General features: G+C 73.4%; 21 protein-coding genes and 1 pseudogene. 18 read left to right on the forward strand and 4 right to left on the reverse strand.

Going from position 1 to position 26,414, the window contains the following annotated elements:
- Nucleotides 1-69 precede the first annotated feature (69 nt).
- The 8 genes from EF879_RS23915 to EF879_RS23950 all read left to right on the forward strand — a co-directional run bounded on the left by EF879_RS23915 (nucleotide 70) and on the right by EF879_RS23950 (nucleotide 10,026).
- On the forward strand, nucleotides 70-2,055 hold the full coding sequence (locus tag EF879_RS23915) for a TIGR03960 family B12-binding radical SAM protein (protein WP_123562376.1): 1,986 nt from the start codon (nucleotides 70-72) through the stop codon (nucleotides 2,053-2,055).
- Nucleotides 2,056-2,199: 144 nt separating this feature from the next.
- Nucleotides 2,200-2,919: a TIGR03936 family radical SAM-associated protein gene (locus EF879_RS23920; RefSeq protein WP_123562378.1), complete on the forward strand. Its 720-nt coding sequence runs from the start codon at nucleotides 2,200-2,202 to the stop codon at nucleotides 2,917-2,919.
- 135 nt (nucleotides 2,920-3,054) lie between these two features.
- The gene (locus tag EF879_RS23925) at nucleotides 3,055-6,315 is read left to right on the forward strand and encodes an Rne/Rng family ribonuclease (RefSeq protein ID WP_123562380.1); all 3,261 of its coding nucleotides are present in this window, start codon (nucleotides 3,055-3,057) and stop codon (nucleotides 6,313-6,315) included.
- Nucleotides 6,316-6,516: 201 nt separating this feature from the next.
- Entirely contained in the window at nucleotides 6,517-7,044 is a 528-nt protein-coding gene (locus tag EF879_RS23930; RefSeq protein ID WP_123562382.1) for a hypothetical protein, read from the forward strand.
- A 188-nt stretch (nucleotides 7,045-7,232) separates the two neighbouring features.
- Nucleotides 7,233-7,541 (forward strand): 50S ribosomal protein L21, encoded by a 309-nt coding sequence (rplU, locus tag EF879_RS23935; RefSeq protein ID WP_123562384.1) that lies wholly within the window; start codon nucleotides 7,233-7,235, stop codon nucleotides 7,539-7,541.
- Nucleotides 7,542-7,571: 30 nt separating this feature from the next.
- Nucleotides 7,572-7,829: a 50S ribosomal protein L27 gene (gene rpmA / locus EF879_RS23940; protein WP_123562386.1), complete on the forward strand. Its 258-nt coding sequence runs from the start codon at nucleotides 7,572-7,574 to the stop codon at nucleotides 7,827-7,829.
- A gap of 209 nt (nucleotides 7,830-8,038) precedes the next feature.
- Entirely contained in the window at nucleotides 8,039-9,505 is a 1,467-nt protein-coding gene (obgE, locus tag EF879_RS23945; RefSeq protein ID WP_123562388.1) for a GTPase ObgE, read from the forward strand.
- Between the two features lie 71 nt (nucleotides 9,506-9,576).
- Nucleotides 9,577-10,026: a GNAT family N-acetyltransferase gene (locus tag EF879_RS23950; RefSeq protein ID WP_123562390.1), complete on the forward strand. Its 450-nt coding sequence runs from the start codon at nucleotides 9,577-9,579 to the stop codon at nucleotides 10,024-10,026.
- A 37-nt stretch (nucleotides 10,027-10,063) separates the two neighbouring features.
- On the opposite strand, the gene trpS is transcribed toward EF879_RS23950, so the two are convergent.
- The gene (gene trpS, locus EF879_RS23955) at nucleotides 10,064-11,098 is read right to left on the reverse strand and encodes a tryptophan--tRNA ligase (protein ID WP_123562523.1); all 1,035 of its coding nucleotides are present in this window, start codon (nucleotides 11,096-11,098) and stop codon (nucleotides 10,064-10,066) included.
- A 293-nt stretch (nucleotides 11,099-11,391) separates the two neighbouring features.
- The gene (locus EF879_RS23960; protein ID WP_123562525.1) at nucleotides 11,392-11,610 is read right to left on the reverse strand and encodes a DUF397 domain-containing protein; all 219 of its coding nucleotides are present in this window, start codon (nucleotides 11,608-11,610) and stop codon (nucleotides 11,392-11,394) included.
- Between the two features lie 71 nt (nucleotides 11,611-11,681).
- On the opposite strand from EF879_RS23960, the gene pepN reads away from it, so the two are divergent.
- From pepN to EF879_RS24010, 10 genes and pseudogenes are all read left to right on the forward strand, one after another.
- The gene (gene pepN / locus EF879_RS23965) at nucleotides 11,682-14,336 is read left to right on the forward strand and encodes an aminopeptidase N (RefSeq protein ID WP_123562527.1); all 2,655 of its coding nucleotides are present in this window, start codon (nucleotides 11,682-11,684) and stop codon (nucleotides 14,334-14,336) included.
- Nucleotides 14,337-14,415: 79 nt separating this feature from the next.
- A complete protein-coding gene (gene nadD, locus EF879_RS23970) occupies nucleotides 14,416-15,009 on the forward strand; it encodes a nicotinate-nucleotide adenylyltransferase (protein WP_123562392.1) in 594 nt (197 codons plus the stop codon).
- Nucleotides 15,010-15,141: 132 nt separating this feature from the next.
- A complete protein-coding gene (gene rsfS / locus EF879_RS23975; protein WP_123562394.1) occupies nucleotides 15,142-15,540 on the forward strand; it encodes a ribosome silencing factor in 399 nt (132 codons plus the stop codon).
- Nucleotides 15,537-16,166 carry a histidine phosphatase family protein gene (locus EF879_RS23980; RefSeq protein WP_123562396.1) on the forward strand — a complete coding sequence of 210 codons (630 nt, stop codon included), beginning with the start codon at nucleotides 15,537-15,539 and terminating at the stop codon, nucleotides 16,164-16,166. Before rsfS ends, EF879_RS23980 begins: the two co-directional genes overlap by 4 nt.
- 133 nt (nucleotides 16,167-16,299) lie before the next feature.
- A complete protein-coding gene (locus EF879_RS23985) occupies nucleotides 16,300-17,163 on the forward strand; it encodes a DegV family protein (protein WP_123562529.1) in 864 nt (287 codons plus the stop codon).
- 78 nt (nucleotides 17,164-17,241) lie between these two features.
- On the forward strand, nucleotides 17,242-18,459 hold the full coding sequence (locus EF879_RS23990; RefSeq protein ID WP_233604711.1) for an alginate lyase family protein: 1,218 nt from the start codon (nucleotides 17,242-17,244) through the stop codon (nucleotides 18,457-18,459).
- 161 nt (nucleotides 18,460-18,620) lie between these two features.
- A complete protein-coding gene (locus EF879_RS23995) occupies nucleotides 18,621-19,529 on the forward strand; it encodes a ComEA family DNA-binding protein (RefSeq protein WP_199736590.1) in 909 nt (302 codons plus the stop codon).
- A 230-nt stretch (nucleotides 19,530-19,759) separates the two neighbouring features.
- Entirely contained in the window at nucleotides 19,760-22,147 is a 2,388-nt protein-coding gene (locus EF879_RS24000; protein WP_123562535.1) for a ComEC/Rec2 family competence protein, read from the forward strand.
- Nucleotides 22,148-22,375: 228 nt separating this feature from the next.
- Nucleotides 22,376-23,350 carry a DNA polymerase III subunit delta gene (gene holA, locus EF879_RS24005; protein WP_123562399.1) on the forward strand — a complete coding sequence of 325 codons (975 nt, stop codon included), beginning with the start codon at nucleotides 22,376-22,378 and terminating at the stop codon, nucleotides 23,348-23,350.
- Nucleotides 23,347-23,671: pseudogene (locus EF879_RS24010) on the forward strand (hypothetical protein); the annotation flags it as partial. The gene holA and the pseudogene EF879_RS24010, both read left to right, overlap by 4 nt.
- A 1,092-nt stretch (nucleotides 23,672-24,763) precedes the next feature.
- On the opposite strand, the gene rpsT reads toward EF879_RS24010, so the two are convergent.
- Nucleotides 24,764-25,030, reverse strand: coding sequence for a 30S ribosomal protein S20 (rpsT, locus tag EF879_RS24015; RefSeq protein WP_123562401.1), 267 nt, complete (start codon nucleotides 25,028-25,030; stop codon nucleotides 24,764-24,766).
- A gap of 324 nt (nucleotides 25,031-25,354) precedes the next feature.
- Nucleotides 25,355-26,335, reverse strand: coding sequence for a phosphotransferase family protein (locus EF879_RS24020; RefSeq protein WP_123562402.1), 981 nt, complete (start codon nucleotides 26,333-26,335; stop codon nucleotides 25,355-25,357).
- Nucleotides 26,336-26,414: the final 79 nt, after the last annotated feature.

Raw genomic sequence — 26,414 nt, forward strand, 5'->3', positions numbered from 1 at the left:
GGGTCGCCGGGTGCGCGCGTACCCTGGGTGGTTGGTCGTGTCCCAGTGGATTTGGTTCCGGGAGGTCTCATGAGCGTCGCGTCGGCTGCCGCGCGCAGGTCAGCGGCGATGACGGTCTGGCCGCAACTCGAACCGCTGCTGCCCCAGGTGAGCAAGCCGATCCAGTACGTCGGCGGCGAACTGGGCGCGGTGGTGAAGGACTGGGATTCCGCGGCGGTCCGTTGGGCGCTGATGTACCCCGACGCGTACGAGGTGGGCCTGCCCAACCAGGGCGTGCAGATCCTCTACGAGGTGCTCAACGAGCTGCCGGACGTGCTGGCCGAACGGACGTACGCGGTCTGGCCGGACCTGGAGCGGCTGATGCGGGCGCACGGCGTGCCGCAGTTCACCGTCGAGGCACACCGGCCGGTCGGGGCGTTCGACCTGCTCGGTGTCTCGTTCGCCACCGAACTCGGCTACACCAACCTGCTCACCGCGCTCGACCTGGCCGGGATCCCGCTGCTGGCGGTCGACCGGACCGAGGCGCACCCGGTGGTCCTGGCCGGCGGGCACGCCGCGTTCAACCCGGAGCCGATCGCCGACTTCCTCGACGCGGCGGTTCTCGGGGACGGCGAGGAGGCCGTCCTGGAGATCACCGACATCGTCCGGGCCTGGAAGGAGGAGGGCCGCCCCGGGGGCCGGGACGAGCTGCTGCTGCGGCTGGCCCGGACCGAGAGCGTCTACGTGCCGCGCTTCTACGACGTCGACTACCTGCCCGACGGTCGGATCCGGCGGGTGGCGCCGAACCGGCCGGACGTCCCGTTCCGGGTGCACAAGCGCACGACGATGGACCTCGACGCCTGGCCGTACCCGAAGAAGCCGCTCGTGCCGCTCGCCGAGACCGTGCACGAGCGGTACGCGGTGGAGATCTTCCGGGGCTGCACCCGGGGCTGCCGGTTCTGCCAGGCGGGCATGATCACCCGGCCGGTCCGGGAGCGGTCGATCACGACCGTGGGGCAGATGGTGCAGCAGGGGCTGGAATACTCCGGCTTCTCCGAGGTCGGGCTGCTGTCGCTGTCGTCGGCGGACCACTCGGAGATCGGCGACATCTGCTCCGGCCTGGCCGAGCGGTACGCGGGGACGAACGTGTCGCTCTCGCTGCCCTCCACCCGGGTGGACGCGTTCAACATCGAGCTGGCCCAGGAGCTGAGCCGCAACGGCCGGCGGACCGGGCTCACCTTCGCGCCGGAGGGCGGCTCGGAGCGGATCCGCCGCGTGATCAACAAGATGGTGTCGGAAGAGGACCTCATCCGTACCGTCGTCACCGCGTACACCAACGGCTGGCGCCAGGTGAAGCTCTACTTCATGTGCGGCCTGCCGACCGAGACCGACGAGGATGTCCTGCAGATCGCCCGGCTCGCGCACGAGGTGATCAAGGCGGGCCGGGAGGCGACCGGGTCGAAGGACATCCGCTGCACGGTCTCGATCGGCGCGTTCGTGCCCAAGCCGCACACTCCGTTCCAGTGGGCGGCGATGGAGCGCCCCGAGGTGATCGACAACCGGCTCAAGCTGCTCAAGCAGGCGATCAACGCCGACCGGTCGCTGGGCCGGGCGATCGGCTTCCGGTACCACGACGGCGAGCCCTCGTTGATCGAGGGCCTGCTGAGCCGGGGCGACCGCCGCGTCGGCGCGGTGATCCGGAAGGTCTGGGAGAACGGCGGCCGGTTCGACGGCTGGAGCGAGCACTTCTCCTTCCAGCGCTGGGTGGAGGCCGCCGCCGAGGTCCTGCCGCAGTTCGGTGTCGATCTCGACTGGTACACCGTCCGGGAGCGCGAGCAGACCGAGGTACTCCCCTGGGACCACCTCGACTCCGGCCTGGACAAGGACTGGCTCTGGCAGGACTGGCAGGACGCGTTGGCCGAGTACGAGCAGGACGACTGCCGCTGGACGCCGTGCTTCGACTGCGGCGTCTGCCCCTCGATGGACACCGAGATCCAGGTCGGGCCGACGGGTCGGAAGCTGCTGCCGCTGACCCCGGTCCGGGGCCTGCGTATGCCGGCGACGTCGTCCCGCTGACCGTTTCGACCCGACTCGGTCCGATCCGGCGGCCCGCGCCATCGATGACCGGAACGCCGGGACCACCATGTACCCCTAGGAGCAGCGATCAGTAGCAAACCACAGCCCGAGGGCGGCCAGGCACCGGTCGTACAGCGGATCCGGATCAGGTACGCCAAGCGGGGGCCGCTGAGGTTCACCTCGCACCGGGACTTCGCCCGCGCGTTCGAGCGGGCGCTGCGCCGGGCCGGCGTGCCGGTCGCGTACTCGCAGGGCTTCACGCCGCACCCCAAGATCTCCTACGCCAGCGCGGCGCCGACCGGGGTCGCCAGCGAGGCGGAGTACCTGGAGATCGGGCTCTGCGAGGAGGTGGACCCGGCGGAACTTCGGATCGCGCTCGACGCCGCGCTGTCGCCGGGCCTCGACATCCTCGACGCCGTCGTCGCCGGACCCGGGAGCCTCGCCGACCGGATCGACGCGTCGCGGTGGCGGATCGAGCTGCCGGGTGTCGACCCGGCCGTCCTGCGCCACGCGGTGTCGGCGTTCCTGGCCGCTCCCGAGGTGCCGGTCGAGCGGATGACGAAGCAGGGCCGACGCGTCTTCGACGCGCGCGGCGCCGTGGTGAGCATCGATGTGATCTCCACGACCGAGGCACCTTCCGAGGTCGAGGGTGTACCGTGTGCGATACTCGAGGTGGTCGTGCGGCAGGTCACCCCGTCCGTACGACCCGATGACGTCCTTTCCGGCCTCCGCGTGGTGGCCGACCTGGCGCCGCCGGTGCCGCCTCGAGCGACCCGCCTGGCGCAGGGCACGCTGACCGCGCAGGGGGAGATCGTCGATCCGTTGGAGGCGGATCGCGACGGGGCAGCCATCGGCGAACGCTAGCCGGAGGTCCGGCCGGCGGTCAGGCAGGCAGACTTCGGTGGCCGGTCACCTCGACGCGTCGCCGGAAATACTTTGCGGCATCCCTGCGTGGCAGCGCTCACCCGCGCCCGGGGAGGCCAGAACTGGAGAACGCCCATGCTCGAGAACGAGCCCGAGGGCGGGGAGCGTACCGGCGCAGAGCCGGGCAACGTGACCGCCAACGAGATCAGTAGCGAGGCGCCGGCACGGCGCACCCGTACCACGCGGCGCCGCACCTCGGCACCGCCGAGCGAGCCGGCCCCGACCGGCGTACCGGTCGAGGCACCCACCTCCGTCCGCGCCACCAGCGGTGAGGCGGCCGACGCCGAGGTGCTCGCCCCGGTCACCGGGGACACCGAGAGCACGGCGAAGGCGCCCCGTCGCCGTCGCAAGGCCACCACCGCCGACAAGGGGGCCGCATCCGCGTCGGCCGAGGCCGCCGCGACCGGCGCGTCGGGTGCGGCGGCCGGCGGTCCCGGTGACGCGGCCGACGCGACCGCCGCCGGAGGTGATACCGACGCCGCCGGGGGCGGGGTCCCCGACGGGGCGACCGGCGCCAGCTCCGCCCCGGACGGTGGTACCGGCCCCTCGGCGGCCGGGAGTGCGGCCGAGGCGGAACAGGCTGGTCCGGCCGCGCCGGCCGGTGGTGCCGCGGAGACGGCGGCCGGGGAGGCGGCTGCGCCGGTCAAGGTGACCCGTACGCGACGTAAGAAGGCGGCTGCTCCGGCGGCGCCGCCCGCGGCGTCCAGCGTCGGGACGGCGTCCGGCGAGCACGGCGCCCCCGCGGGGCAGCCGGAGACGGGATCGGAGCCGCCGGTGGCCGGAGGGGGGGCCCCGGGTGTCACCGGTGCCGCCGGTACCGGCGGTGACGCCGCGTCGCCCACCGGTGCGTCGCCCACCGGCGCGGCGCCGACCGGGAGCGGCACCGAGCCGGCCGTGGTCCGCGAGACGGGGACCGGTGCGGCCGGGACCGGCGAGGAGGAGCCACGGCGCCGCCGGGCGGTGCTCTCCGCGCCGACCGTGTTGTTCATGGCTCCGGAGCCGGAGGCGCCGACCTCGCGGGCGGCCGAGCCGGCCGCCGGCCGCCCGGAGGGCGACGAGGCCGAACCGGGCGAACCAGCCGAGACCGTACGCCGTCGTCGCCGCGGGCGCCGCACCACGGAGCCGGCCGAGCCCGAGATCGAGGCGGAGGCGGAGCCGGAGCCGGTCGTCGCGGGCGAGGAGCCCGCCGAGGTGGCGGAACGGGACGAGGACGAGGAGACGGTCACCAGCCGCCGTCGGCGCCGCCGCGGTCGCCGTGGCCGTGGCCGTGGCAAGGGCACCCCCGACGACGTCGAGGAGGTCGAGGAGGCGCCGTCCGGTCAGACCGAGGTCCCGGCCGTGCCCGGTGAGGGCGAGGACGAGGAGGCCGAGGTCGCGGTCGACGGCGTGACGCGCCGGCGCCGGCGCCGGCGGCGCAAGGGCTCCGGGGAGACCGAGAGCGTCGCCGAGGACGGCGTACCCACGGTCATCAAGATCCGCGAGCCGAGGAAGACCGTCGACGAGGTTCAGGGCGTCTCCGGTTCGACCCGGCTGGAGGCCAAGCGGCAGCGCCGCCGGGACGGGCGCGAGCAGCGGCGTACCCGGCCGCCGATCCTGACCGAGTCGGAGTTCCTGGCCCGCCGGGAGGCGGTCGACCGGGTGATGGTGATCCGCCAGCGCGGCGACCGGACCCAGATCGCCGTCCTCGAGGACGGGGTGCTGGTCGAGCACTACGTCAGCCGGGCGTCCTCCGGCACGATGGCCGGCAATGTCTACCTCGGCAAGGTCCAGAACGTGCTGCCGAGCATGGAGGCGGCCTTCGTCGACGTCGGGCGTGGGCGTAACGCGGTGCTGTACGCCGGGGAGGTCAACTGGGACATCACCGGCCTCGAGGGCCGGGCGCGCTCGATCGAGCAGGCGCTGCGCTCCGGTGACTCCGTGCTGGTGCAGGTCACCAAGGACCCGATCGGGCACAAGGGGGCACGGCTGACCAGCCACATCGCCCTCTCCGGCCGGCATCTGGTCTACGTTCCGCACGGCAACGCCTCCGGCATCAGCCGTAAGCTGCCGGACACCGAACGCAAGCGGCTCCGTGACATCCTCAAGAAGCTGGTACCGGACGGGGCCGGCGTCATCGTCCGGACCGCCGCCGAGGGGGCGACCGAGGACGAACTGGCCCGGGACGTCAAGCGGCTCCAGGCGCAGTGGGAGGACATCCAGGCCAAGGCCGCCGCGGGGGGCGCCCCGATGCTCCTCTACGAGGAGCCGGACCTGGTGATCCGGGTGGTCCGGGACCTCTTCAACGAGGACTTCCGTGAACTCATCGTGCAGGGTGACGAGGCGTACGACATGGTCGAGTCGTACCTCTCGCACGTCTCGCCGGACCTGGTGCCCCGGCTGCGCCGACACACCGGCACCGTCGACGTCTTTGCCGAGCGCCGGATCGACGAGCAGATCCTCAAGGGCCTGGACCGGAAGGTCTTCCTGCCCTCGGGCGGCCACCTGGTGATCGACCGTACCGAGGCGATGACCGTCATCGACGTCAACACCGGCAAGTACACCGGTGCGGGCGGCAACCTGGAGGAGACGGTCACCCGCAACAACCTGGAGGCGGCGGAGGAGATCGTCCGCCAGCTCCGGCTGCGGGACCTGGGCGGCATTATCGTGATCGACTTCATCGACATGGTCCTGGAGTCGAACCGCGAACTGGTGTTGCGCCGGCTCACCGAGTGCCTGGGCCGGGACCGCACCAAGCACCAGGTCACCGAGATCACCTCGCTCGGTCTGGTGCAGATGACTCGCAAGCGGATCGGCGCTGGCCTGCTGGAGGCGTTCAGCGAGACCTGCGAGTGTTGCAAGGGCCGCGGTGTGATCATCCACACCGAGCCGGTGCCGGAGAAGCCCCGGTCCGGCGCCGGCGACAGGGTCAAGGCGGTGGCCTCGGCGGCCACCAACGCTCCCGCGACCAGTGCCCCGGCCACCAACGCCTCCGCGACCAGCGCCCCGGCCGGCAACGCTCCCGCGACCAGCGCTCCGACGGCGTCGGCCGAACCGGCGGCGGCACCGGTCGCGCCGACCCGGCGCCGGGGCCGCAAGGCCGCCTCGGAACGGGTCGTCGTCGAGGCCTCGGACTACCAGGACACCATGGGGTACGACCTGTCCCGGTACGAGGCCGAGTCGCCCTCGACCCCGGACGCCGCCGAGACTCCGGCAGCGGAGCCGATGCGGCTGGCCGGCCCGGGGGATCCGGACGCCCTCCCGGAGAACGGTGACCTGGACGCGGACGCCGACGTGGTGGAGCCCGGCGCGCGGCGGCGGATCCGGCGCGGCAGTGTCCGGCGGCGGACCCGGCCCTGACGGCGGCCCGGATCCGGCCCGGCGACCGGTGTGCCCCCGGCGCCGCGATGGGTGGCTGGCCGGTTCACCCGGCGGCGTCCGGTGACGGCTGGGATGATTGCGGAGGATGTGGCTAGGCTGACCACGTCCTGCGCCATCGTCGATCGGCCCCGGCCCCGCCGGCCGGCCAGGACGGGCCATCCCGCTCGGAGGAGACGAAACATGCGACGCCTGCTGGTGACCGCCGCCCTCGCCGCTGCCCTGGTCACGGCCGCGGCGTGCTCCAGCGAGCGGGACGGTGTGGACGGCCTTCCGGCGGCCGGCACCGGCGCCCCGACCGGTACGTCCTCCGCGGCGGCCCCGGAGCCGAGCTCGGGGCCGACCGGTTCGCCCGGCGCCGCGGAGACCGGTCCGGCCGGGGGCAACGCCAAGGAGGTCTGCGAGGCGGCCACCAAGGCCAGCGCCGACTCGGTGCGCACCTTCATCGAGGAGCTGGGCAAGTCGTTGCAGGCGGCGGCGGCGAACGACGCCGCCGCGGCCGAGGCCGCACAGCGCAGGGCGGAGGAGGCGTTGCGCACGTGGGGCAACGTCATGCGCGAACAGTCGGTCCGGGCCACCGACGCGCGGCTGAAGGCGGTACTGGCCGAGATCGGTACCGAGGTGTCGAGGATGAAGGCCAGCGTCGAGTCCGTCGACGAGACCAAGCTCGACCAGCTGCAGCAGCGGTTGGACCAGCTCTGCGGGGCCTGAGCGGCCGGACCGGGTCCCGGATCCGGGGCGGGAGCGGGGCCGGTTTGAGGCGCGAAGCGGTCATGGCGTACGCTTGCCTGCGGCGCACATGACGCGCCATGTTCTCGCGTGCCCGCTCCGCACCCGCTGCGGTGGGTGGGCCCTCGCGAACACCACCCGCAGCCTCAACGACAGGGAGTCCGCGTCCGATGTACGCGATCGTCAAGACCGGCGGCAAGCAGTACAAGGTCGCCGAGGGCGACGTGATCGAGGTCGAGAAGCTGGCCGGACAGCCCGGTGACGCGGTCTCACTGCCCGCCGTGCTTCTGGTCGACGGTGACGACCTGGTGACCGACGCGGCGAGGCTGGCCAACGTCTCGGTGTCCGGCGAGATCGCCGCGCACGTCAAGGGTCCGAAGATCCGGATCCACAAGTTCAAGAGCAAGACCGGCTACCACAAGCGCCAGGGTCACCGGCAGCCGTTGACCCGGGTCAAGGTGACCGGGATTACCAAGTAAGCGTTCAGCGGAAAGTTAGGTCGTCCTCAGATGGCTCACAAAAAGGGTGCGTCCAGCTCGCGGAACGGCCGCGACTCCGCGGCGCAGCGACTCGGCGTCAAGCGGTTCGGTGGCCAGCTCGTCAACGCCGGCGAGATCCTGGTCCGGCAGCGGGGCACGAAGTTCCACCCCGGTGACCTGGTCGGCCGTGGCGGCGACGACACGCTCTTCGCCCTGGCCGCCGGTACGGTCCAGTTCGGCACCAAGCGCGGTCGCAAGGTCGTCAGCATCGTGCCGACCGAGCGGTAGCGGCAGTTTTTCCAGCGGAGCGGGCCGCGGACCTGGTGTCCCGGCCCGCTCCGCCGTTTCGCGTCCGGGCGTCGCCGCAGCTCCGCCCCGGAACACCTGCCCGGCGTCGTCGGGCGCCGGCCCGGAACACCTGCCCGGTGGGCCGTCGCCGGGGCGCCGGCCCGGGGTGCCGGCCCCGGTACGTCGGCCCCGATGGAAGGATTGACAGCGTGACGATGTTCGTTGACCGGGTCGTACTGCACCTGCAGGCCGGGGACGGCGGGCACGGTTGCGTCTCGATCCGCCGGGAGAAGTTCAAGCCGTTCGGCGGGCCCGACGGGGGCAACGGCGGGCACGGTGGCAGTGTGTCCCTGGTCGTCGACCCGCAGGTGCACACCCTGCTCGACTTCCACTTCCGGCCGCACGTCAAGGCGGAGAACGGCAAGGGCGGGGCCGGCTCCAACCGGGACGGCGCGAACGGTGCCGACCTGGTGCTCAAGGTCCCGAACGGGACGGTCGTGCAGGCGATGGACGGAACCGTCCTCGCCGACCTCGTCGGTGCCGGCACCACCTTCCAGGCGGCCCGGGGCGGCCGGGGCGGGCGGGGCAACGCCGCGCTCGCCAACACCCGGCGGAAGGCCCCCGGCTTCGCGGAGCTGGGCGAGCCCGGGGAGCGGCGGGACGTCATCCTCGAACTCAAGAGCGTCGCCGACGTCGGGCTGGTCGGCTTCCCGTCGGCCGGCAAGTCCTCGCTGATCTCGGTCATTTCGGCGGCGAAGCCGAAGATCGCCGACTACCCGTTCACCACCCTCGTGCCGAACCTCGGCGTGGTCCGGGTCGACGAGTACACCTTCACCGTCGCCGACGTACCGGGGCTGATTCCGGGAGCGGCGGCGGGCAAGGGGTTGGGCCTGGAGTTTCTGCGGCACATCGAGCGCTGCGCGGTGCTGGTGCACGTCGTCGACGCGGCGACCATGGAACCCGGGCGCGACCCGCTCGCCGACATCGACGCGATCGAGGCCGAGCTCGCCGCGTACGGCGGCCTGGCCGACCGGCCCCGGATCGTCGCCCTGAACAAGGTGGACATACCAGATGGTCGGGACCTCGCCGAGATCGTCCGTCCGGACATCGAGGCCCGGGGGCTGCGGGTCTTCGAGATCTCCGCGGTGACCCGGGAGGGGCTGCGCGAGCTGACATACGCGCTGGCCGAGCTGGTGGAGCAGGCCAGGGCGGCGGCGCCCGCCCCGGAGCCGACCCGGATCGTCATCCGGCCGCCGGCCGTCGACGACGCCGGCTTCACCATCGAGCAGGCGCCCGACGGGGCGTACGTGGTGAAGGGGCCCCGACCCGAGCGCTGGGTCCGACAGACCAACTTCGACAACGACGAGGCGGTCGGCTACCTGGCCGACCGGCTGGCCCGGCTGGGCGTGGAGGAGGAACTCGCCAAGCTCGGTGCCGAGCCGGGCGACCTCGTCCGGATCGGAGACCGGGAGTTCGACTGGCAGCCGACGCTCTACGCCGGCATGGACTTCGTGCCGGGTGCGCGGGGTACCGACTACCGGCTGGTCGAGAAGCCGAGCCGACCGACGGCGGCGGAGCGGCTGGCCGCCCGGAAGGCCCGGCGACAGCGTCCACCGGAGGAGGCGGAGCCCGAGGCGGTCGAGGTCACCGACGCGGCCGACGAGGACGGGGAGTAGTTCCCCGGTCCTCAAAATCCGGGCTACCCGGGCGAAACCTCACCGAAACGGCGGGTGGTTACCGTCGGCAGGTGCTGATCGAGTCGCGTCCGTCGTCGGATCCGGAGCTGGTCGCTCTCCTCGTGGCCCAGCAGCGTGAGCTCCGGGAGATCGGCGCCGGGCCGCCCGGGCAGCACGTCACCCCGGACGACGATGGTCGCTACCTGGTCGGGGTCCAGGCCGGGCGGGCGGTCGCCTGCGGGGCGATCCAGGCCGTGGACCGGAACGTCGCCGAGATCCGACGGATGTACGTCCGTCCCGCGCACCGGGGAAAGGGCCTCGGCCGACAGCTGCTGGGCGCACTGGAGGAGCTGGCGCTCTGGTCCGGCCACACCGTGCTGCGGCTGGAGACCGGCCGCCACCTGCCCCGGACCATCCGCCTGTATGTCTCCGCCGGGTACACCGAGATCCCGGCCTACGGCGCGTACGCCGGCAACCCGTCCAGCGTCTGCTTCGAGAAGCGGCTGCTGGTCCCGGCCTGACCGACCGGGGACGGCCGACCGGGACCAGCGGGGCGGGTCAGTCAAGCAGGCCGATCGCCCGCTTCGCCCGGTACACCGTCTCCGCGGCGTTCTCCCGAGCGCGTTCCGCGCCCTCGGCGAGAACCCGCCGGACGTAGCCGGGGTCGCGGGCGAGTTCGGCGTGGCGGAGCCGGATCGGCCGGAGCAGTCCGTCGAGGGCCTCCACCACGGCGTGCTTGAGCTGGGCGTACGACCGGTAGTCGGCGGCGAGCGTGGTCGGGGCGGCTCCCACGGCGGCGGCGAGGATCTCGAGGAGATTCGCCACCCCGGGGCGGCCCCGTGGGTCGTACTCGACGCTCCGGCCCGGGTCCGTCACCGCACGCGTCACCTTGCGGCGGATCACCTCGGGCGGGTCGAGCAGGAAGATCGTCCCCAGAGCGGTGCCGTTCGTCTTGCCCATCTTCCTGGTCGGGTCGGCGAGGTCCATGACCCGGGCGGAGACGGTCGGGTAGACCGCCCGGGGCACCACGAAGGTCGGGCCGTAGCGGGCGTTGAAGCGCTGGGCGACGGTCCGGGTCAGCTCGAGGTGCTGGCTCTGGTCAGCCCCGACCGGCACCTCGTCGGCCTGGTGGAGCAGGATGTCGGCGGCCATCAGCACGGGGTAGCTGAGCAGGCTCAGCCGGACGTGCTCCTGGGCCGCGGACTTCTCCTTGAACTGGATCATCCGGTGTGCCTCGCCGTACCCGGCGGTGCACTCCAGCAGGTAGTGCAGTTCGGTGTGCTCCGACACCTGCGACTGCACGTAGAACGTCGTCCGGTCGGGGTCGAGGCCGGCGGCGAGCAGTGTGGTGGCCTGCTCCAGGGTGCGCGTCCGGACCTCGTTCGGCTGGTGCGCCACGGTGAGGGCGTGCAGGTCGGCGAGGAAGACGATCGTCTCCGCGCGGTACTGGCCGGCGATGATCGGCCGGATGGCGCCCAGCAGGTTGCCGAGGTGGAGGCGGCCGGTGGGCTGGAGCCCGGTGAGCCGGCGTCCCCCGGTGGTGGGCCGGGCGGGCGGCGCGGTGGGCTCGGTGAGCGGGGCGGTCCGGGTCATGATGGTGGTCACTCCTTACCGGGTACGGCGACCGCCCGCCGGGGTGAGACACGCGAAACGGCCGCCCCGGTGGGGCGGCCGTTTGGCTCGTCTCGGGTACGCGGATGCGCGGGCCGCCCGTCAGGGCGCCCACCAGCCGTTCGTCGTCATCCGCATGTCCTCCACGGTAACAGAGCGCCGGCGCGGACCACAGGGACGGCGATGTCGGTGACCGGTGCGGTCGACGGTGGCGGCGATGTCGGTGCGCCCGCCGGGTCACCGGCCCGGGCCGGATGTGGTCGCTGGTCGGACGATCAGTCGAGGTCGAACTCGCCGTCCCGGGCTCCGGCGACGAAGGCGTCCCACTCGGCCTGGGTGAAGACCAGAACCGGTCCGTCAGGGTCGGCGGAGTTGCGCATGCCGATGAGGTTGTCGACGAAGGCGATCTCGACCGCGCCCTCCGAGTCGTCGCCCTCGGCACGCTGCCACACGGCTCGCGAGAGATCGAAGTCGCCCTTGGGATGCTGCGCCATCGTCCGTTCCTCCACTGGTGAGTCTGCCCGGGAACCGAACTGTCCGCGAGCCCATGGTGCAGGATATGCGGATGCCAAGTCTTACCCGGGTAGCAGCGGCCGAACGCGCCGCATTGCTCGACGTCGAGTCGTACGCCATCGATCTGGACGTGACCGGCGCCGGGCCCACGTTCCGCTCCACCACCGAGATCCGGTTCCGGTGCGCGACTCCGGGCGCCACCAGCTTCGTGGAGATCCGGCCCGAGCGGGTGTACGGCGTACGGCTCAACGGGGTCGAACTCGACCCGGCCGCGCTGGTCGACAACCACTTCCCGCTGCCCGGGCTGCGCGCCGAGAACACCCTGGTCGTCGAGGCGGAGATGGCGTACTCGAACACCGGGGAGGGGCTGCACCGGTTCGTGGACCCGGCCGACGGCAACGTCTACCTCTACGCGATGTCCGCAGTGGACAACGCGCAGCGGATTTTCGCCTGCTTCGACCAGCCGGACCTGAAGGCGCCGGTGACCCTGGCGGTCAGTGCGCCGGCCGGATGGATCGTGGCGGGCAACGGCGAACTCGCCGCGACGCCGGCGCCCGGACGGTGGGAGTTCGCCCCGACCCCACCGCTGGCGACGTATGTCGTGACCCTGGTCGCGGGTCCGTACCACGTCCTGCGGACCGAGCACGACGGCGTGCCCCTGGGCCTCTACTGCCGCCGGTCGCTGGCGGAGCACCTCGACCGGGAAGCCGAGGAGATCTTCACCGTGACCCGGCAGTGCCTGGACCGGCTGCACGAGCTGTTTGGGGTGCGGTACGCGTTCGGCACGTACGATCAGGCGTTCGTCCCGGAGTTCAACATGGGGGCGATGGAGAATCCCGGCCTGGTCACGCTCCGGGACGACTACGTCTTCCGGTCGGCGGTCACCGAGGACGAGCGGGAGCGGCGGGCCACCGTCATCGCGCACGAGATGGCGCACATGTGGTTCGGCGACCTCGTCACCCTGCGCTGGTGGGACGACCTGTGGCTGAACGAGTCGTTCGCCGAGTACTTCGGCACCCGGGTGACCGCCGAGGCGACCCGGTTCGACCGGGCCTGGACCACCTTCGGCCTGCGTCGCAAGGCCTGGGGCTACGCGGCCGACCAGCGCCCCTCCACCCACCCGGTGGCGCCGGCCGAGGTTCCGGACGCCGCCCAGGCGCTGACCAACCTCGACGGCATCTCGTACGCGAAGGGGGCGGCGGTGCTCCGCCAACTCGTCGCGTGGCTCGGCGACGAGGCGTTTCTGGCCGGACTGCGGACCTTCTTCACCGACCACCGCTTCGGCAACGCGACCCTCGCCGACCTGCTCGCGGCGCTGGCCAGGGCGAGCGGGCGGGACCTGGGCGGTTGGGCCGAGGTCTGGCTGCGACAGCCGCAGGTGAACACGCTCCGGGTGGAGGTACGCCGCGACGACGACGGCCGGTACGCCGAGGTCGCGATCGTGCAGAGCGCCCCGGCCGGGTACCCGGTGCTGCGTCCGCACCGGATCGGGATCGGGCTCTACGACGCTTTCGGGATCGGGCTCTACGACGCTTCTGGTGCGGCCGAGGCCGATGAGCCAACCCCGGAGGTGCCCGTCGCGGATCAGACGGCCCCCGGTAGGCCGGTCGTGGGTGGAGTAACCCCGGGTGACGCCGGGCGGCGGATACCCGGGGTACGCCGTCGGGACCGGTTCGAGGTGGATCTCGACCCGGCCGCCGACCGGGGCCGTACCGTCCTGACCCGGCTGGCCGGGGAGCCGGCGGCCCGGCTGGTGCTGCCGAACGACGGCGACTTGACCTTCGCCAAGATCAGGCTGGACCCGGACTCGGTCGCCGCCGTACCGGAGCTGCTGCCCGGGCTGGCCGACCCGCTGGCCCGGGCGGTGCTCTGGGGCGAGACGCTCGACGCGGTCACCGACGCGGACCGGCCGGTCTCGGCGTTGGTGGAGCTGGTCGAGACGGCACTGCCGGTCGAGACCGAGGTGATCGTCGTCCGGGACGTGCTGGCCCTGGCCCGGTCCCTGATCGACCGCTATCTCGACCGGGAGGCCCGCGCGGCCGCCCTGGTGAGGCTGGCGGGGGCCTGTGACCGGCTGCTGGCCGGGGCGGAGCCCGGCAGCTCGATGCAGCTCACCGCGGTCCGGGGCCTGATCGGGACGACCCGGGACACCGGGCGGCTGGCCGGCTGGCTGGCCGGTGCCGACGTGCCGGCCGGGCTCGCGGTCGACGCCGACCTGCGCTGGTCGGTGCTGCTCCGGCTCGCCGTCCTCGGCGCGGTGGGGGAGACCGAGATCGCGGCGGAACAGGCCCGGGACCCGAGCGCGACCGGCGCGGAGCGGGCGGCGGAGTGCCGGGCCGCGCTGCCGGATCCGGAGGCGAAGAGCCGAGCCTGGCAGGCGGTCATGAAGGACACCACGCTCTCCAACCGGCTGGTGATGGCGAACGCGACCGGCTTCTGGCAGCCCGAGCAGGTGGACCTGACCGCGTCCTTCGTGGAGCGCTACTTCGTCGAGGTCGTCGAGGCGGCGGGTCACCGTACCCCGTGGGTCGCCGACCGGGTCGCGGTCGCCGCCTATCCCCGGTACGCCGTCGCCGAGCGGACCCGGGAGCTGGCGGCGGCGCTGCTGGCCCGGCCCGACCTTCCCGTCGGGTTGCGCCGCGCGGTAATCGACGCCGACGACGACCTGGGCCGGGCGCTCCGGTCGCGGATCCGTTGGGGAGCGTGACCCGGATCCGGTACGGCGGGGATGCGATCTGTCTCATGCCTGGGCGGCCCGGCGGGCCGACCCGCCTACGATCACAGGCGTGGAGGAGAAGATCCGGCGAGTAGGGATCATGGGGGGCACGTTCGACCCGATCCATCACGGGCACCTGGTCGCCGCCAACGAGGTGGCCGACCGGTTCGAGTTGGACGAGGTGGTCTTCGTGCCCACCGGACAGCCGTGGCAGAAGGCGAACGAACCGGTGAGCCCGGCCGAGGACCGCTACCTGATGACGGTGATCGCAACCGCCTCGAATCCGCGCTTCCAGGTCAGCCGGGTCGACATCGACCGGGGCGGGCCGACCTACACCGTCGACACGTTGCGGGACCTGCACGCCGTGTACGGCCCAAAGGTGCAGTTGTTCTTCATCACCGGTGCCGACGCGCTGGAGAAGATCCTCTCCTGGAAGGACATCGACCAGATGTTCGAGCTGGCGCACTTCATCGGGGTGACCCGGCCCGGCTTCGAACTCTCCGACGCGCATCTGCCGGCGGACACGGTCAGTCTGGTGGAGGTTCCGGCGATGGCCATCTCCTCGACCGACTGCCGTCGCCGGGTCGCCGCCGGCGGGCCGGTCTGGTACATGGTGCCGGACGGTGTCGTGCAGTACATCGCCAAACGCGGCCTCTACCGGTAGCTGGTCCAACGCGCCTCTACCGGTAGGTTTCGCCCCGGCTGTCCCGCTGCCGCTGGTGGCATTGACCGCCCGACCGCGGGCCGACCTGGTGTGAGAGGCTAGGAGGGTCCGACGGCTGATCGAAGGAGAACGGTGGCAGCTTCCGCACGCGCCCGTGAGCTGGCGATGGCCGCCGCGCAGGCGGCGGCCGACAAGAAGGCGCAGGACATCGTCATCATCGACGTATCGGACCAGCTGGTGATCACCGACGCGTTCCTGCTCGCCTCAGCGCCCAACGAACGCCAGGTGGTCGCGATCGTGGACGCGATCGAGGAACGGCTGGTCGGCCTGCCCGAGAAGGCCAAGCCGGTGCGGCGCGAGGGCGAGCGGGCCGGTCGCTGGGTGCTGCTCGACTACGTCGACCTGGTGGTGCACGTCCAGCACACCGAGGAGCGGGAATTCTACGCGCTCGACCGGCTCTGGAAGGACTGTCCGACGATCCCGTTCGTGGACCGGGCCCTGGTGGAGGCCGAGGCGGGCGCCGCCGAATGACCCGGTTGATCGTCTGGCGGCACGGCAACACCGACTGGAACGCCGCCAACCGCGTGCAGGGACAGCTCGACGTACCACTGAACGACCTCGGCCGGGAGCAGGCCGCGGCCGCCGCGCCGCTGCTGGCCGCGCTGCGGCCCGACGCCATCGTCGCCAGCGACCTCAGCCGCGCCGTCGACACCGCCGCCGCCCTGGCGGCGTTGACCGGCCTGCCGGTCCGGACCGATCCCCGGCTGCGGGAGCGGTACTACGGGCAGTGGCAGGGGCTCACCATGACCGAGGTCGCCCGACGGTTCCCGACCGAGCACGCCCGCTGGCGGGCCGGTGATCCGGATCCGGGCTGTGCCGTGGAGAGCCTCGACGAACTGGGTAAGCGCGTCGGGACCGCGCTCCAGGAGGCGGCCGACGCCGTACCGGGTGGGACCATCGTGGTGGCGACGCACGGCGGCGGCGCCCGGCAGGGCTGCGGCTACCTGCTCGGCTGGGACTCGGTGGTGCTCCGGGCCGTCGGTTCGCTGAACAACTGCCACTGGACGGAGCTACGCCACGACGAGGTCCGGGGCTGGCAGCTCCGGGGTCACAACGTCGGGCTGATCGCCCAGAACCCACCGCCTGCCGCCATCTGAGCCCGCGGTCGGGTTGCGGCCTCCGCCGGGTTGCGGCCCCGCCGTCCCGGGGTGCGGCTCCCGCCGTCGCCGCGTGGCGCTCCGGCGGGGAGGATGGCAGCGCGTCACCGCGGTGATCGGCTACCGTGCCGGAATGTCCGTCGCGGTCGTCACCGACTCCACCGCATACCTGCCGTCCGAGCTGGTCGACCGGTACCGGCTCAGCGTGGTACCGCTCACCGTCGTCATCGACGGGGTCGCGGGCCTGGAGGGGGTCGAGGTCACCCCGGCCCACGCCGCCCGGGCGCTCGCCGGGTGGCGCGGCGCGGTGAGCACCTCCCGCCCGGCACCGGAGCAGTTCGCCCAGACGTACCGTCGACTGCTCGACGGCGGCGCCGAGGCGGTGGTCTCGGTCCACCTGTCGGCGGAGCTCTCCGGGACCGTGGCGGCGGCCCAGCTGGCCGCTGCCGAGGTGGGTCCCCACGTGAGCGTGGTCGACGCCCGGTCGACCGGCATGGGCCTCGGCTTCCCGGTCCTCGCCGCCGCGGCGGCGGCCGCGCGGGGAGCGGCGGCGGCCGAGGTACGGCGGGCCGCGGTCGAGGCGGTCGATCGGACCAGCACCCTGTTCTATCTCGACACGCTGGAGTTTCTGCGGCGCGGTGGCCGGATCACCGCGGCTGGGGCACTGCTCGGCACCGCGTTGTCGGTCAAGCCGATCCTGCACGTGGTGCAGGGGAGGATCGCGGTGCGTGACCGGGTTCGGACCGCTGGTCGGGGTCTGGCCCGGCTGGTCGACCTCGCCATCGAGGAGGCCGGGGACGGCGAGGTCGACATCGCGCTGCATCACCTCGCGGCGCCCGGGCGGGCCGCCGAACTCGCCGCGGCGCTGGAGTCCCGGCTCGGTCCCCGGCTGCGGAACCGGTACGTCACCGAGGCCGGTGCCGTGATCGGCGCGCACGTCGGCCCGGGGCTGGCCTGCGTGGTCGTGCACCGGGTTGACTGCGATCGATCCGTGTGATCGAATTAATAGTAAAGCTTCCTAAGAGAACGCTTCTGGGTGGCTCGGTCCGGTTGGTCTTCGAAGCAGGAGGATGCTGTGTCCAGGTCACGTCTCGCGGCCAGGCTGCCGGGGCTGGTCGCCCTCGGCGCGATGCTGGCGGCGGTCGCGGTCGCCGTTCCGTACGGCGGGCCGGGTGCGACGTCCACGGCGCAGGCGGCGCCCGCCACCTTCGCCCACCCTGGCGTGCTGGTCAGCCGTCCACAACTCGACTTCGTCCGGTCTCGGGTCAACGCCGGGGCACAGCCCTGGCGCGCTGCCTTCGACCAGATGATGGCGAGCGGGTTCGCCTCGCTGTCCCGGACGCCGAAGCCACGGGCGATCGTGGAGTGTGGGTCGTACTCCAACCCCAACAACGGCTGCACGGACGAGCGGCAGGACGCGCTGGCCGCGTACACCATGGCGTTGGCCTGGTACATCACCCGGGACAGCCGGTACGCGCAGAAGGCCATCGAGATCATGGACGCCTGGTCGGCCGTGATCCAGGACCACACCAACAGCAACGCGCCGCTGCAGACCGCCTGGGCCGGCTCGACCTGGCCTCGGGCGGCGGAGATCATCCGCTACACGTACGGTGGCTGGTCGTCGACCGGAATCAACCGCTTCGCCACCATGCTCCGCACCGTCTACCTGCCGGAGATCATCAACGGCAACCTGACGAGCAACGGCAACTGGGAACTGAGCATGATGGAGGCGGTACTCGGAATCGCGGTCTTTTTGGAGGACCAGGCGGTCTACGACCGGGCCGTCGCCAGGTTCCGGGACCGGTTGCCCGCCTTCATCTACCTGACCAGTGACGGCGCGTACCCGCGGGGACCGGTCGGCAGCCACATCGACACCCGGGACGAAATCGTGTCGTACTGGCACAATCAGACAACCTTCGTCGATGGCCTCGCCCAGGAGACCTGTCGCGACTTCACCCACACCGGGTACGGCATCGCGGCGATCTCGCACATCGCCGAGACCATGCGACACCAGGGACAGGACATCTACCCGGAGATCCAGGACCGGTTGCGGCACGCGCTCGGCTTCCACTCCCGGTACGAGTTGGGCGATCCGGTGCCGTCCTGGCTCTGCCGCGGCGCGGTCAACCGTGGGCTCGGCCCGATCACCGAGGTCGCCTTCAACGCGCTGAGCTTCCGGCGCGGGGTGGCGATGACCCGGACCGGGCAGCTCACCGCGCAGCAGCGGCCGGCCGGCACAAACTACCTCTTCGTGGCCTGGGAGACCCTGACCCACGCCAGCAACCCGTACTGAGGGCCGGGGCGGACGGCGTACCGGCCCGTCTCCCGGACCGGACCCGGTGGCCCCGTACCACACGAGGTCATGATCAGGTCGTTGTCCACAGGGGTCCCGGTTCTCCACAGTCGCGTCGGCCGGGCCGCCGCAACCGGGGTCGGGCTGGTTAGCGTCGCCGCGTGTCCGACGACGAGGCGATGGTGCGGGAACGTCTGGTACGGCTGCTCGGCCCGGACGACCGCACCGCACCGATACGACCGGCCACCCTGCCACCCGCCGGATCCGGGTCGGGGCGGGTGCCGGCGGCACGTCCGCGGCCGAGGGAGGCCGGACCGCCTTCGAGGTCCGGCCCGCTGACGGAGGTCGGGTCGCCCGCGGAGCCCGGCCCGTTGGCGGCGGCCGGGTCGGCGGAGCGGACGCGCCCACCGGAGGAGGACGGCGGGCCGGGCCGGTTGGGCGGACCGGGTCCGTTCGACCCGGGTCGCCGCGGCGTTCGGGCTCTCGCCGTGGTGGCCGCCATCGTGGTGCTCGGCGCGGCGGCCTGGGCCTGGCTGTCCCGTCCCCGGGCCGAGCCCCTCCCGGAGCCACCGGCGGGCGGGTCGGCGGTGGTCCCCGCCTCGGTCCCGCCCAGCGCCGGGACGGGCTCACCCGAGGTGGTGGTCGCCGTGGCCGGCCGGGTACGCCGCCCCGGACTGGTGCGGCTGCCCGCCGGCGCCCGGGTCGCCGACGCGCTCGCCGCCGCCGGTGGCGCGCAGCCCGGCGTCGACGTCGCGCTGCTGAACCTGGCCCGCAAGGTGACCGACGGTGAACTGATCCTGGTCGGGGTGACCCCGCCGCCGGGTGCGGCCCCGCCCGGCGTCGCAGCCGGCGGCGGCACCGTCGCGCCAGGCACCGGCGGAAAGGTCAACCTCAACACCGCCACCGTGGCCCAACTCGATGCCCTGCCCGGGGTGGGGCCGGTGCTCGCCCAACGCATCGTCGAGCACCGCGAACGGATCGGCGGCTTCCGCTCGGTGAGCGACCTGCGGCAGGTGAACGGCATCGGCGACGCCCGGTACGAGGAACTGAAGGATCTGGTGACGGTGTGAACACCGACCGGCTTCGCCCGTACCGGCTGGGTTCCCTCCTCACCCGACTCCGGACGGGCCGGTCCGGACCGCCGGCCGCGGTCACCTCGCACCGACGGTGTGTCCTCTCCGACCGGCCCTCGCCCGCCGGGGCCGCCGGATGGAACGCTGAGGCCACCGACCGGGAGGGTGAGGCCACCGGCCGCGGTGGTGAGGTCTCCGACCGACATGGTGCGGGCTTCGGGCGGGGCGTGGAGCAGGACCCGGACGGTGACCGTCGGGTCCCGCCCGACCTGCGGCTGGTGGGGCTGGCCGTCGGTGCCTGGCTTTCCGCGTTGGCCGGTCTCCGACTTCCGACCGGGGTGGTGCTGCTGGTCGCGACGCTCGCCGCCGTGGCCGCGGCGGTGCTCGGGTACCGGCTCGTCCAGCGACCGGTGTTCGCCCTGGCCGGGCCCGGTCGGGTCATGGTCACGGTGCTGCTCGGGGTCCTCTGCGGCAGTGTCGCCACCGCCGTGCAGCTCGGCGTCCGGGACGCCGGCCCGATTCGTGACCTGGCCGACTCGCGGTCCCGCGTCACCGCCGAACTGGTGGTCCGGGACGACCCGCGGACCCTCGCCGGAGTGGCTGGTCGACCGGCGAGGTACCTGCTGTCGGCCCGGCTCCGCTGGCTGGCGGGTCCGGACCAGACACGACGCCACGTACCGGCCCGGATCCTGGTGCTGGCCGGCGATCCGGCGTGGCGGCACCTGCTGCCCGGGCAGCGGCTCACCACCAGCGGTCGGCTCGGCGCGGCACGCGGCGGGGATCTCACCGCGGCCGTGCTGACGGTCGACACCCCGCCGGTGCTGCGGGGCCGGCCGTCCTGGGCCCAACGGCTGGCGGGTACGCTCCGCGCCGGGTTGCAGCAGGCCTGCGCCCCGTTGCCCCGGGAGCCGGGCGGCCTGCTCCCCGGGCTGGTCGTCGGGGACACCAGCCGGTTGGAGCCGGCGGTCGAGGCCGACTTCCGGACGACCGGGATGACCCACCTGACGGCGGTGTCCGGCTCCAACGTGGCGATCGTCGTCGGCGCCGTGCTGCTGCTGGCCCGCTGGGCTCGGGCCGGGCCGTGGCTCGCCGCGCTGCTCTGCGCGGTGGCGTTGCTCGGTTTCGTCATCCTGGCCAGGCCGTCGCCGAGCGTCGTACGTGCCGGCACGATGGGCGCGATCGGCCTGGTCGCGCTGGCCGTCGGACGTCCCCGAGCGGCGCTGCCGGCACTGGCCGGGGCGGTCACGGTGCTGGTCGTGATCGACCCGGAGCTGGCCGGCGACGCCGGATTCGCCCTATCGGTGCTCGCCACCGGCGGCCTGCTGCTGCTCGCTCCCCGCTGGCGGGACGCGTTGCGCCGCCGGCATGTCCCGGCCGGCCTCGCCGAGGCGTTGGCGATCCCGGCCGCGGCGCAGCTCGCCTGCGCGCCGGTGCTGGCCGGGCTCTCGGGGACGGTCAGCCTCGTGGCCGTGCCGGCGAACCTCCTGGCGGTCCCGGCGGTGGCCCCGGCCACGGTGCTCGGGGTGGTGGCCGCGGTGCTCTCGCCGGTCTGGCCGGCAGGCGCGCAGGCGATCGCCTGGCTGGGGCACTGGCCCGCCTGGTGGCTGGTCCTGGTGGCCCGCCACGGCGCGCGGTTGCCGGCCGGCACCCTGCCCTGGCCGGACGGTGTGGCCGGCGGTGTGCTGCTCGCCGCGCTGACCGTCGTCCTGCTGGTCGCCGGCCGGCACCCGGTCGTCCGTCGCCTCGTCGCGGTTGTCACCGCCGCCGTGGTCGTCGGCGCGCTCCCGGTGCGGCTGGTCGCCACCGGCTGGCCGCCGCCGGGCTGGGTCGTGGTCGCCTGCGCGGTGGGTCAGGGCGACACCCTGGTCCTGCCCGTCGGCCCCGGGCGGGCGGTCGTGGTGGACGCCGGCCCCGATCCGACCCCCGTCGACCGCTGTCTGCGCCGGCTCGGGATCCGTACGGTGCCGTTGCTGGTGGTCAGCCACTTCCACGCCGACCACGTCGGGGGCCTGGACGGCGTGTTCCGAGAACGGACGGTCGGGGTCGTGCTGGTGCCGCCGTGGCCGGACCCGGCGGAGGCGCGCGAAGCCGTCCAACGGGCCGCCGCCGCGCACCGGGTACCGGTCACGGAGATCGGTCCCGGTTGGAGCCACACCACCGGTGCGGTGCTGCTGACCGCCCTGGGCCCGCCCTACCCGATGCGGGGCACCCGCTCCGACCCGAACAACAACTCGCTGGTCATCCGGGCCGAGGTGGCCGGGGTCGGCATCCTGCTGACGGGCGACGCGGAAACCGAGGAGCAGCGGGCACTGCTCGACCGGGTCCCACCCGGGTCACTCCGTGCCGACGTCCTGAAGCTGCCGCACCACGGCTCGGCGTACCAGGAGTGGTCCTTTCTCGGGGCGGTGGATCCGGCCGTGGCGCTGGTTCCGGTCGGCGTCGGCAACGGGTACGGTCACCCGAACCCCGGGGTGCTGGATCGGCTGGCCCGCGCCGGCGTACGGGTGCTGCGGACCGACCGGGATGGTGACCTGGCGGTGGTGCGCGATGGACGGGGTCGGCTCGCGGTGGCGGTCCGTGGCCTGCCGCCCGGCGAGGGCCGGGGAGACCGCTGAGGAGTGCATCCCGGTACGGCGGGCCGCCCGGGGACCATGGCGTCGACCCGCGCGGGCCGCGATCCGGCCGGCCGTGGTGGCGGGCGGGGCAGGCCACGGACAGGGATGACGGGAAGGTGATATGACTGAATTAAAATAAATGTCTGGATTTGCGCTAAGTGCGGGGTCAGCCGCAGCCAGCCAGGTGACCAGGCCCGACACGCCCGCGTCGCGTGCGACGATGACCACGTGACCGCCGTCGACCTCGCTCCCGTCCTGCTCGTCCTCGGTGACGAGGAACTGCTCGTCACCCGCGCGATCACCGGTGCCGTCGCGGCAGCCCGGGCCGCCGATCCGGACGTCGATGTCCACGACCACGAGGCAGGGGCGTTGAGCCCCGGGGAGATCGCCGAGCTCCTCGGCCCCTCCCTGTTCGGCGGCCGGCGGGTGCTGATCGTCCGGTCCGGACAGGACGCCCGCAAGGACCTGGTGGCGGAGCTGCTGGCGTACGCGAAGAATCCCGACCCCGAGGTGCACCTGGTGGTGGCGCACGCGGGCGGGGCGAAGGGCAAGGCGTTCGCCGACGGCCTGCGGGCGGCGGGCGCGGTGGTCGTACCGGCGGCCAGGCTCAAGGGACACCGCGAACGGGTGGCGTTCGTCCGCGACGAGATCCGCCACGGTGGCGGGCGGTGCACCGAGGAGGCGGCCGAGGCCCTGATCGCGGCCGTCGGCACCGACCTGCGCGACCTCGCCTCCGCGTGTTCCCAGCTCCTGGCCGATACGGACGGCCGGATCGGCGTCGACACGGTGGCGCGGTACTACCGGGGCCGGGCCGAGGTGAGCGGGTTCACGGTGGCGGACGCGGCGATGGCCGGGGACGTCCCGGGCGCGCTGGAGGCGTTGCGCTGGGCCCTGCACGTCGGGGTCGACCCGGTGCCGATCGCCGACGCGATCGCCGACGGAGTCCGGACCGTGGCCCGGGTCAGCGCCGCGGGTCGGGGCAACGCGTACCAGCTGGCGAGCAGCCTCGGCATGCCGGCATGGAAGATCGAGAAGGCACAGCGGATGGGGCGCGGCTGGACCCCGGAGGCCCTGGCCGACGCGATGTCCGTCGCGGCCGAGTGCAACGCCGCGGTCAAGGGCGGTGCCGAGGACCGGGGCTACGCCCTTGAGCGTGCCGTGGTCGCCGTTGCGGCGGCCCGGAGAGCGAGCGGGCAACGATGACCGGGGCGGTGGCCCTGTCCGCCGAGGAGGAGCGGTTACGCCCGCTCTACGCCCGCGTGCTCCGGCTGCGCCACGTGGACCCGGGCGGGGTCCTCTGCTTCGTCTACTTCGAGGGCATGGTGTCGCTCGGGCTGCTTCTCGCCCTGGCCGAGCTGGTGCGCTGGTGGGAGGTGCTGCTCCTGCCGGCATGCGTGGCGGGCATGGTGAAGGCCAACGACCTCGTGGCCGCCGCGGTGGCCCGCTCCGCCGCCCGGGTGCCCGCGCAGGAGCGTGACCGCTTCCGCCGCGAGTTGCAACCCGTGATCGGCCGGGCCAGTGTGCCCCGGGCGTCGCTCGTCGACCCGGCTCTCCACGCCCGGACCGACGCGCTCACCCGAGGTGCGGCCCCGGTCGCGGCGTCGCCACCAGCGGCCTCGGGGACGGTGCCACCAGCAGCGTCGCCAGCGGCTTCGGGCGCGGTGCCACCAGCGGCCCTCGGCGCAGCGTCGCCAACAAACCCGGCCAGTATCCCGCCAGCCGGCCCGGTCAGTGTCCCGCCAGTGAGCCCGGCCCGCGCTGTGCCGGTCGGCCCAGCCCGTGCCGTGGTGCCTGCCCCCGCCACCACCCGGGCCGACGTCTCGTCGGGCTCCGCCGTCCCCGTGCCCGGTCAGGCCGGCGTCCCGGTGCCCGTCGCGGGCGTCGTTCCCGTACGCCCAGGTGGGGTGGGCGGCGTTGTCCGGCGTTCGGCCGGGTCGGGGCGGTGGACCGTCGGGTCCGGACGGGGGACGGGGTCCGGCCGGCGCTTCGCCTGGTCCGGCTGGAGCGGCGGCCTCGGGTCTGGCGTACGGGAGATCGGCGGCCGGCTCGTGGCCCGGCTCGTTCCGGCGGGGCGCCCGTTGAGCATGACCGCGATGGTTCGGGCCCGGCTCGAGGCGGGCGCGCGGCCCTGGCCGGAACCGGAGCAGGAGCCCCGGCCGGATCTCGGTCTCGCGGAACGACTCCGGGGCGGCGCGCCCGGTCCGTCGCCGCTGACGGTCAGCCGCATGGCCTCGGGCCTGCCCGTCTGGCGTCACCCGTCCCTGCGGAGCGCGGCGCGGGCCGCTGCGGCGCCGAAGGCCACTGATTCGGGCGTGGGGTGGCCGGATACGGTTGAGCCGCCGCGCCGCCAGATCGGGGCGGACCCCGCATCGACCGCCGCCCGCCCGCGCAACGACCGCCGGGTCGAACGGCCGGCCCGCCGTTGGACCGTCCGACCGGTCGACAGCGCCCGCCAGTCGGCCGTCCGCCGCTACGAGTAGACGGGGGACGAGCCACACACCGGTCAGGGAAGGCGCCGCACATCGCCGGTACGGACGACCGCGACGGCTACGGCGGACAGCACGATGGCCCCGAGCCGACCGGCCACGGGGCCATCGTCAGGTGTCTACGGATGCGTCAGGCGGAAAGCGACTGCAGCCGCTTGGCGATCGCCGACTTGCGGTTCGCCGCCTGGTTCCGGTGGATAACGCCCTTGCTGACCGCCTTGTCAAGCTTGCGCGAGGCGTCCCGCATCAGCTCGGTGGCCTTGGCGGTATCTCCGCTGTCAGCCGCCTCGTGGAACTTGCGGATGGCAGTCTTGAGCGACGACTTGACCGACTTGTTGCGCAGCCGGCGCTTCTCGTTCTGCCGGTTGCGCTTGATCTGGGACTTGATGTTCGCCACGCGACAGCCTCGTCCTGGGTAGCTAGCTTCAGTCTGGTAGCTAGGGTTTCCGGTTGCTTCGATGCGCGCGGGCGACGACGCACGCCACGATGCTGCCGTGTCGGCACGCGCGAAGAGCAACATTACCAGCTGAGCACGTCCCAGGCCAACGTGGCGGCCGGTCCCGGCCGGCCGTACCAGCCCGTCGGGTCGGGGCCATCCGACCGGTCGCCGGGGAGGTCGGATCGTGGTCGCCGGACCGGCGCCGTCGGTCGTCCAGTCGTCCGGGCGGGCCGGGCAGTCACCCCCAACGTAGCCACCCCAACGCGGTCATCCTCAACGCGGTCACCCCCAACGGCGACGGGCGGCGAGCCAGGCCAACGCCATCTCACCGCTCCACCGCTGGTGGGCGCGTAGGTGCGGCGAGCCCGTACTCGGACTGGCCCCGTGGACGAGCCAGTACCCCGCGAGCGCGGCGAGAGCGGCGTCCAGCCCGTCGTGGGGCGCGGTCCGGGCCGCCGGGTGACGGTCGAAAAGTCGGTCCGCCGGCAGCCCGCTCGCGTACGCGGTGACCAGCAGGCCGGCCAGGTCGAACCAGGCGGGCCCGAAGCAGAGCCAGGTCCAGTCGCAGAGCCAGGCGGTGCCGGTGGCGTCGACGAGCACGTTGTCGACCCGTAGGTCTCCGTGGATCATCGACGTGCTCTCGGCGTACCCGGGAAGCCGGGCCTCCAGTGCGGCCAGCTCGGGCAGTCGGTCCCGGGCGACCGCGGGGAGGTTCGGCACCGTCTCCCGACCGGTGGCCAGCTCGCCCCACCAGGCGAGGTCGGCCCGGGCCAGGTCGGCGAGGCGCGGGCTGCCGAGGGCGACGAGTTCGGCCGGAGGGTCGCGCAGCGCGTCGGCGACCGTGGCGTACGTCGCGAGGGTCGCCTCCAGGTCGCCGAGGGACCACGGGAGTCCGGGCATCCGTCCCTCGATGGCGTCCAGACAGACCACGAAGTAACCGGCGGCGGTGAGCGTCCAGCGCGGCCGGGCGACGGGCAGCCCCGCCGGGAGCGCGGCGGTGATCGCCACCTCCCGGGCGTACCAGTCGCTCAGGTGTCGCTGGTCGACCAGGGAGGCGGCCTTGACGAACACCCGGTCCCCGGCCGCCGTCTGGACCACCCCGGCGAACCCTCGGGTGAACCCGCCGCCCGCCGTGGCGGCCCAGGTGACGCGGGAGCCCAGTCGGGCGTTGATGGCGGCGCGGAGGTCGGCGGGAAGATCGGCCCAGCCGGGCCGTACGGCGGTCGCGTCGTACGGCCGCGGGGGTACCGAGATGACGGCCATGACCTCCAGTCTGCCCTGGTCGGACGGGCGGTCCCGGACTCGTGGTCACCGGGCGCGTCGCTGTCGGAGCGGCCCGGCG

This window comes from Micromonospora sp. HM5-17 (genome assembly GCF_003762835.1).
Classification (GTDB): Bacteria; Actinomycetota; Actinomycetes; order Mycobacteriales; family Micromonosporaceae; genus Plantactinospora.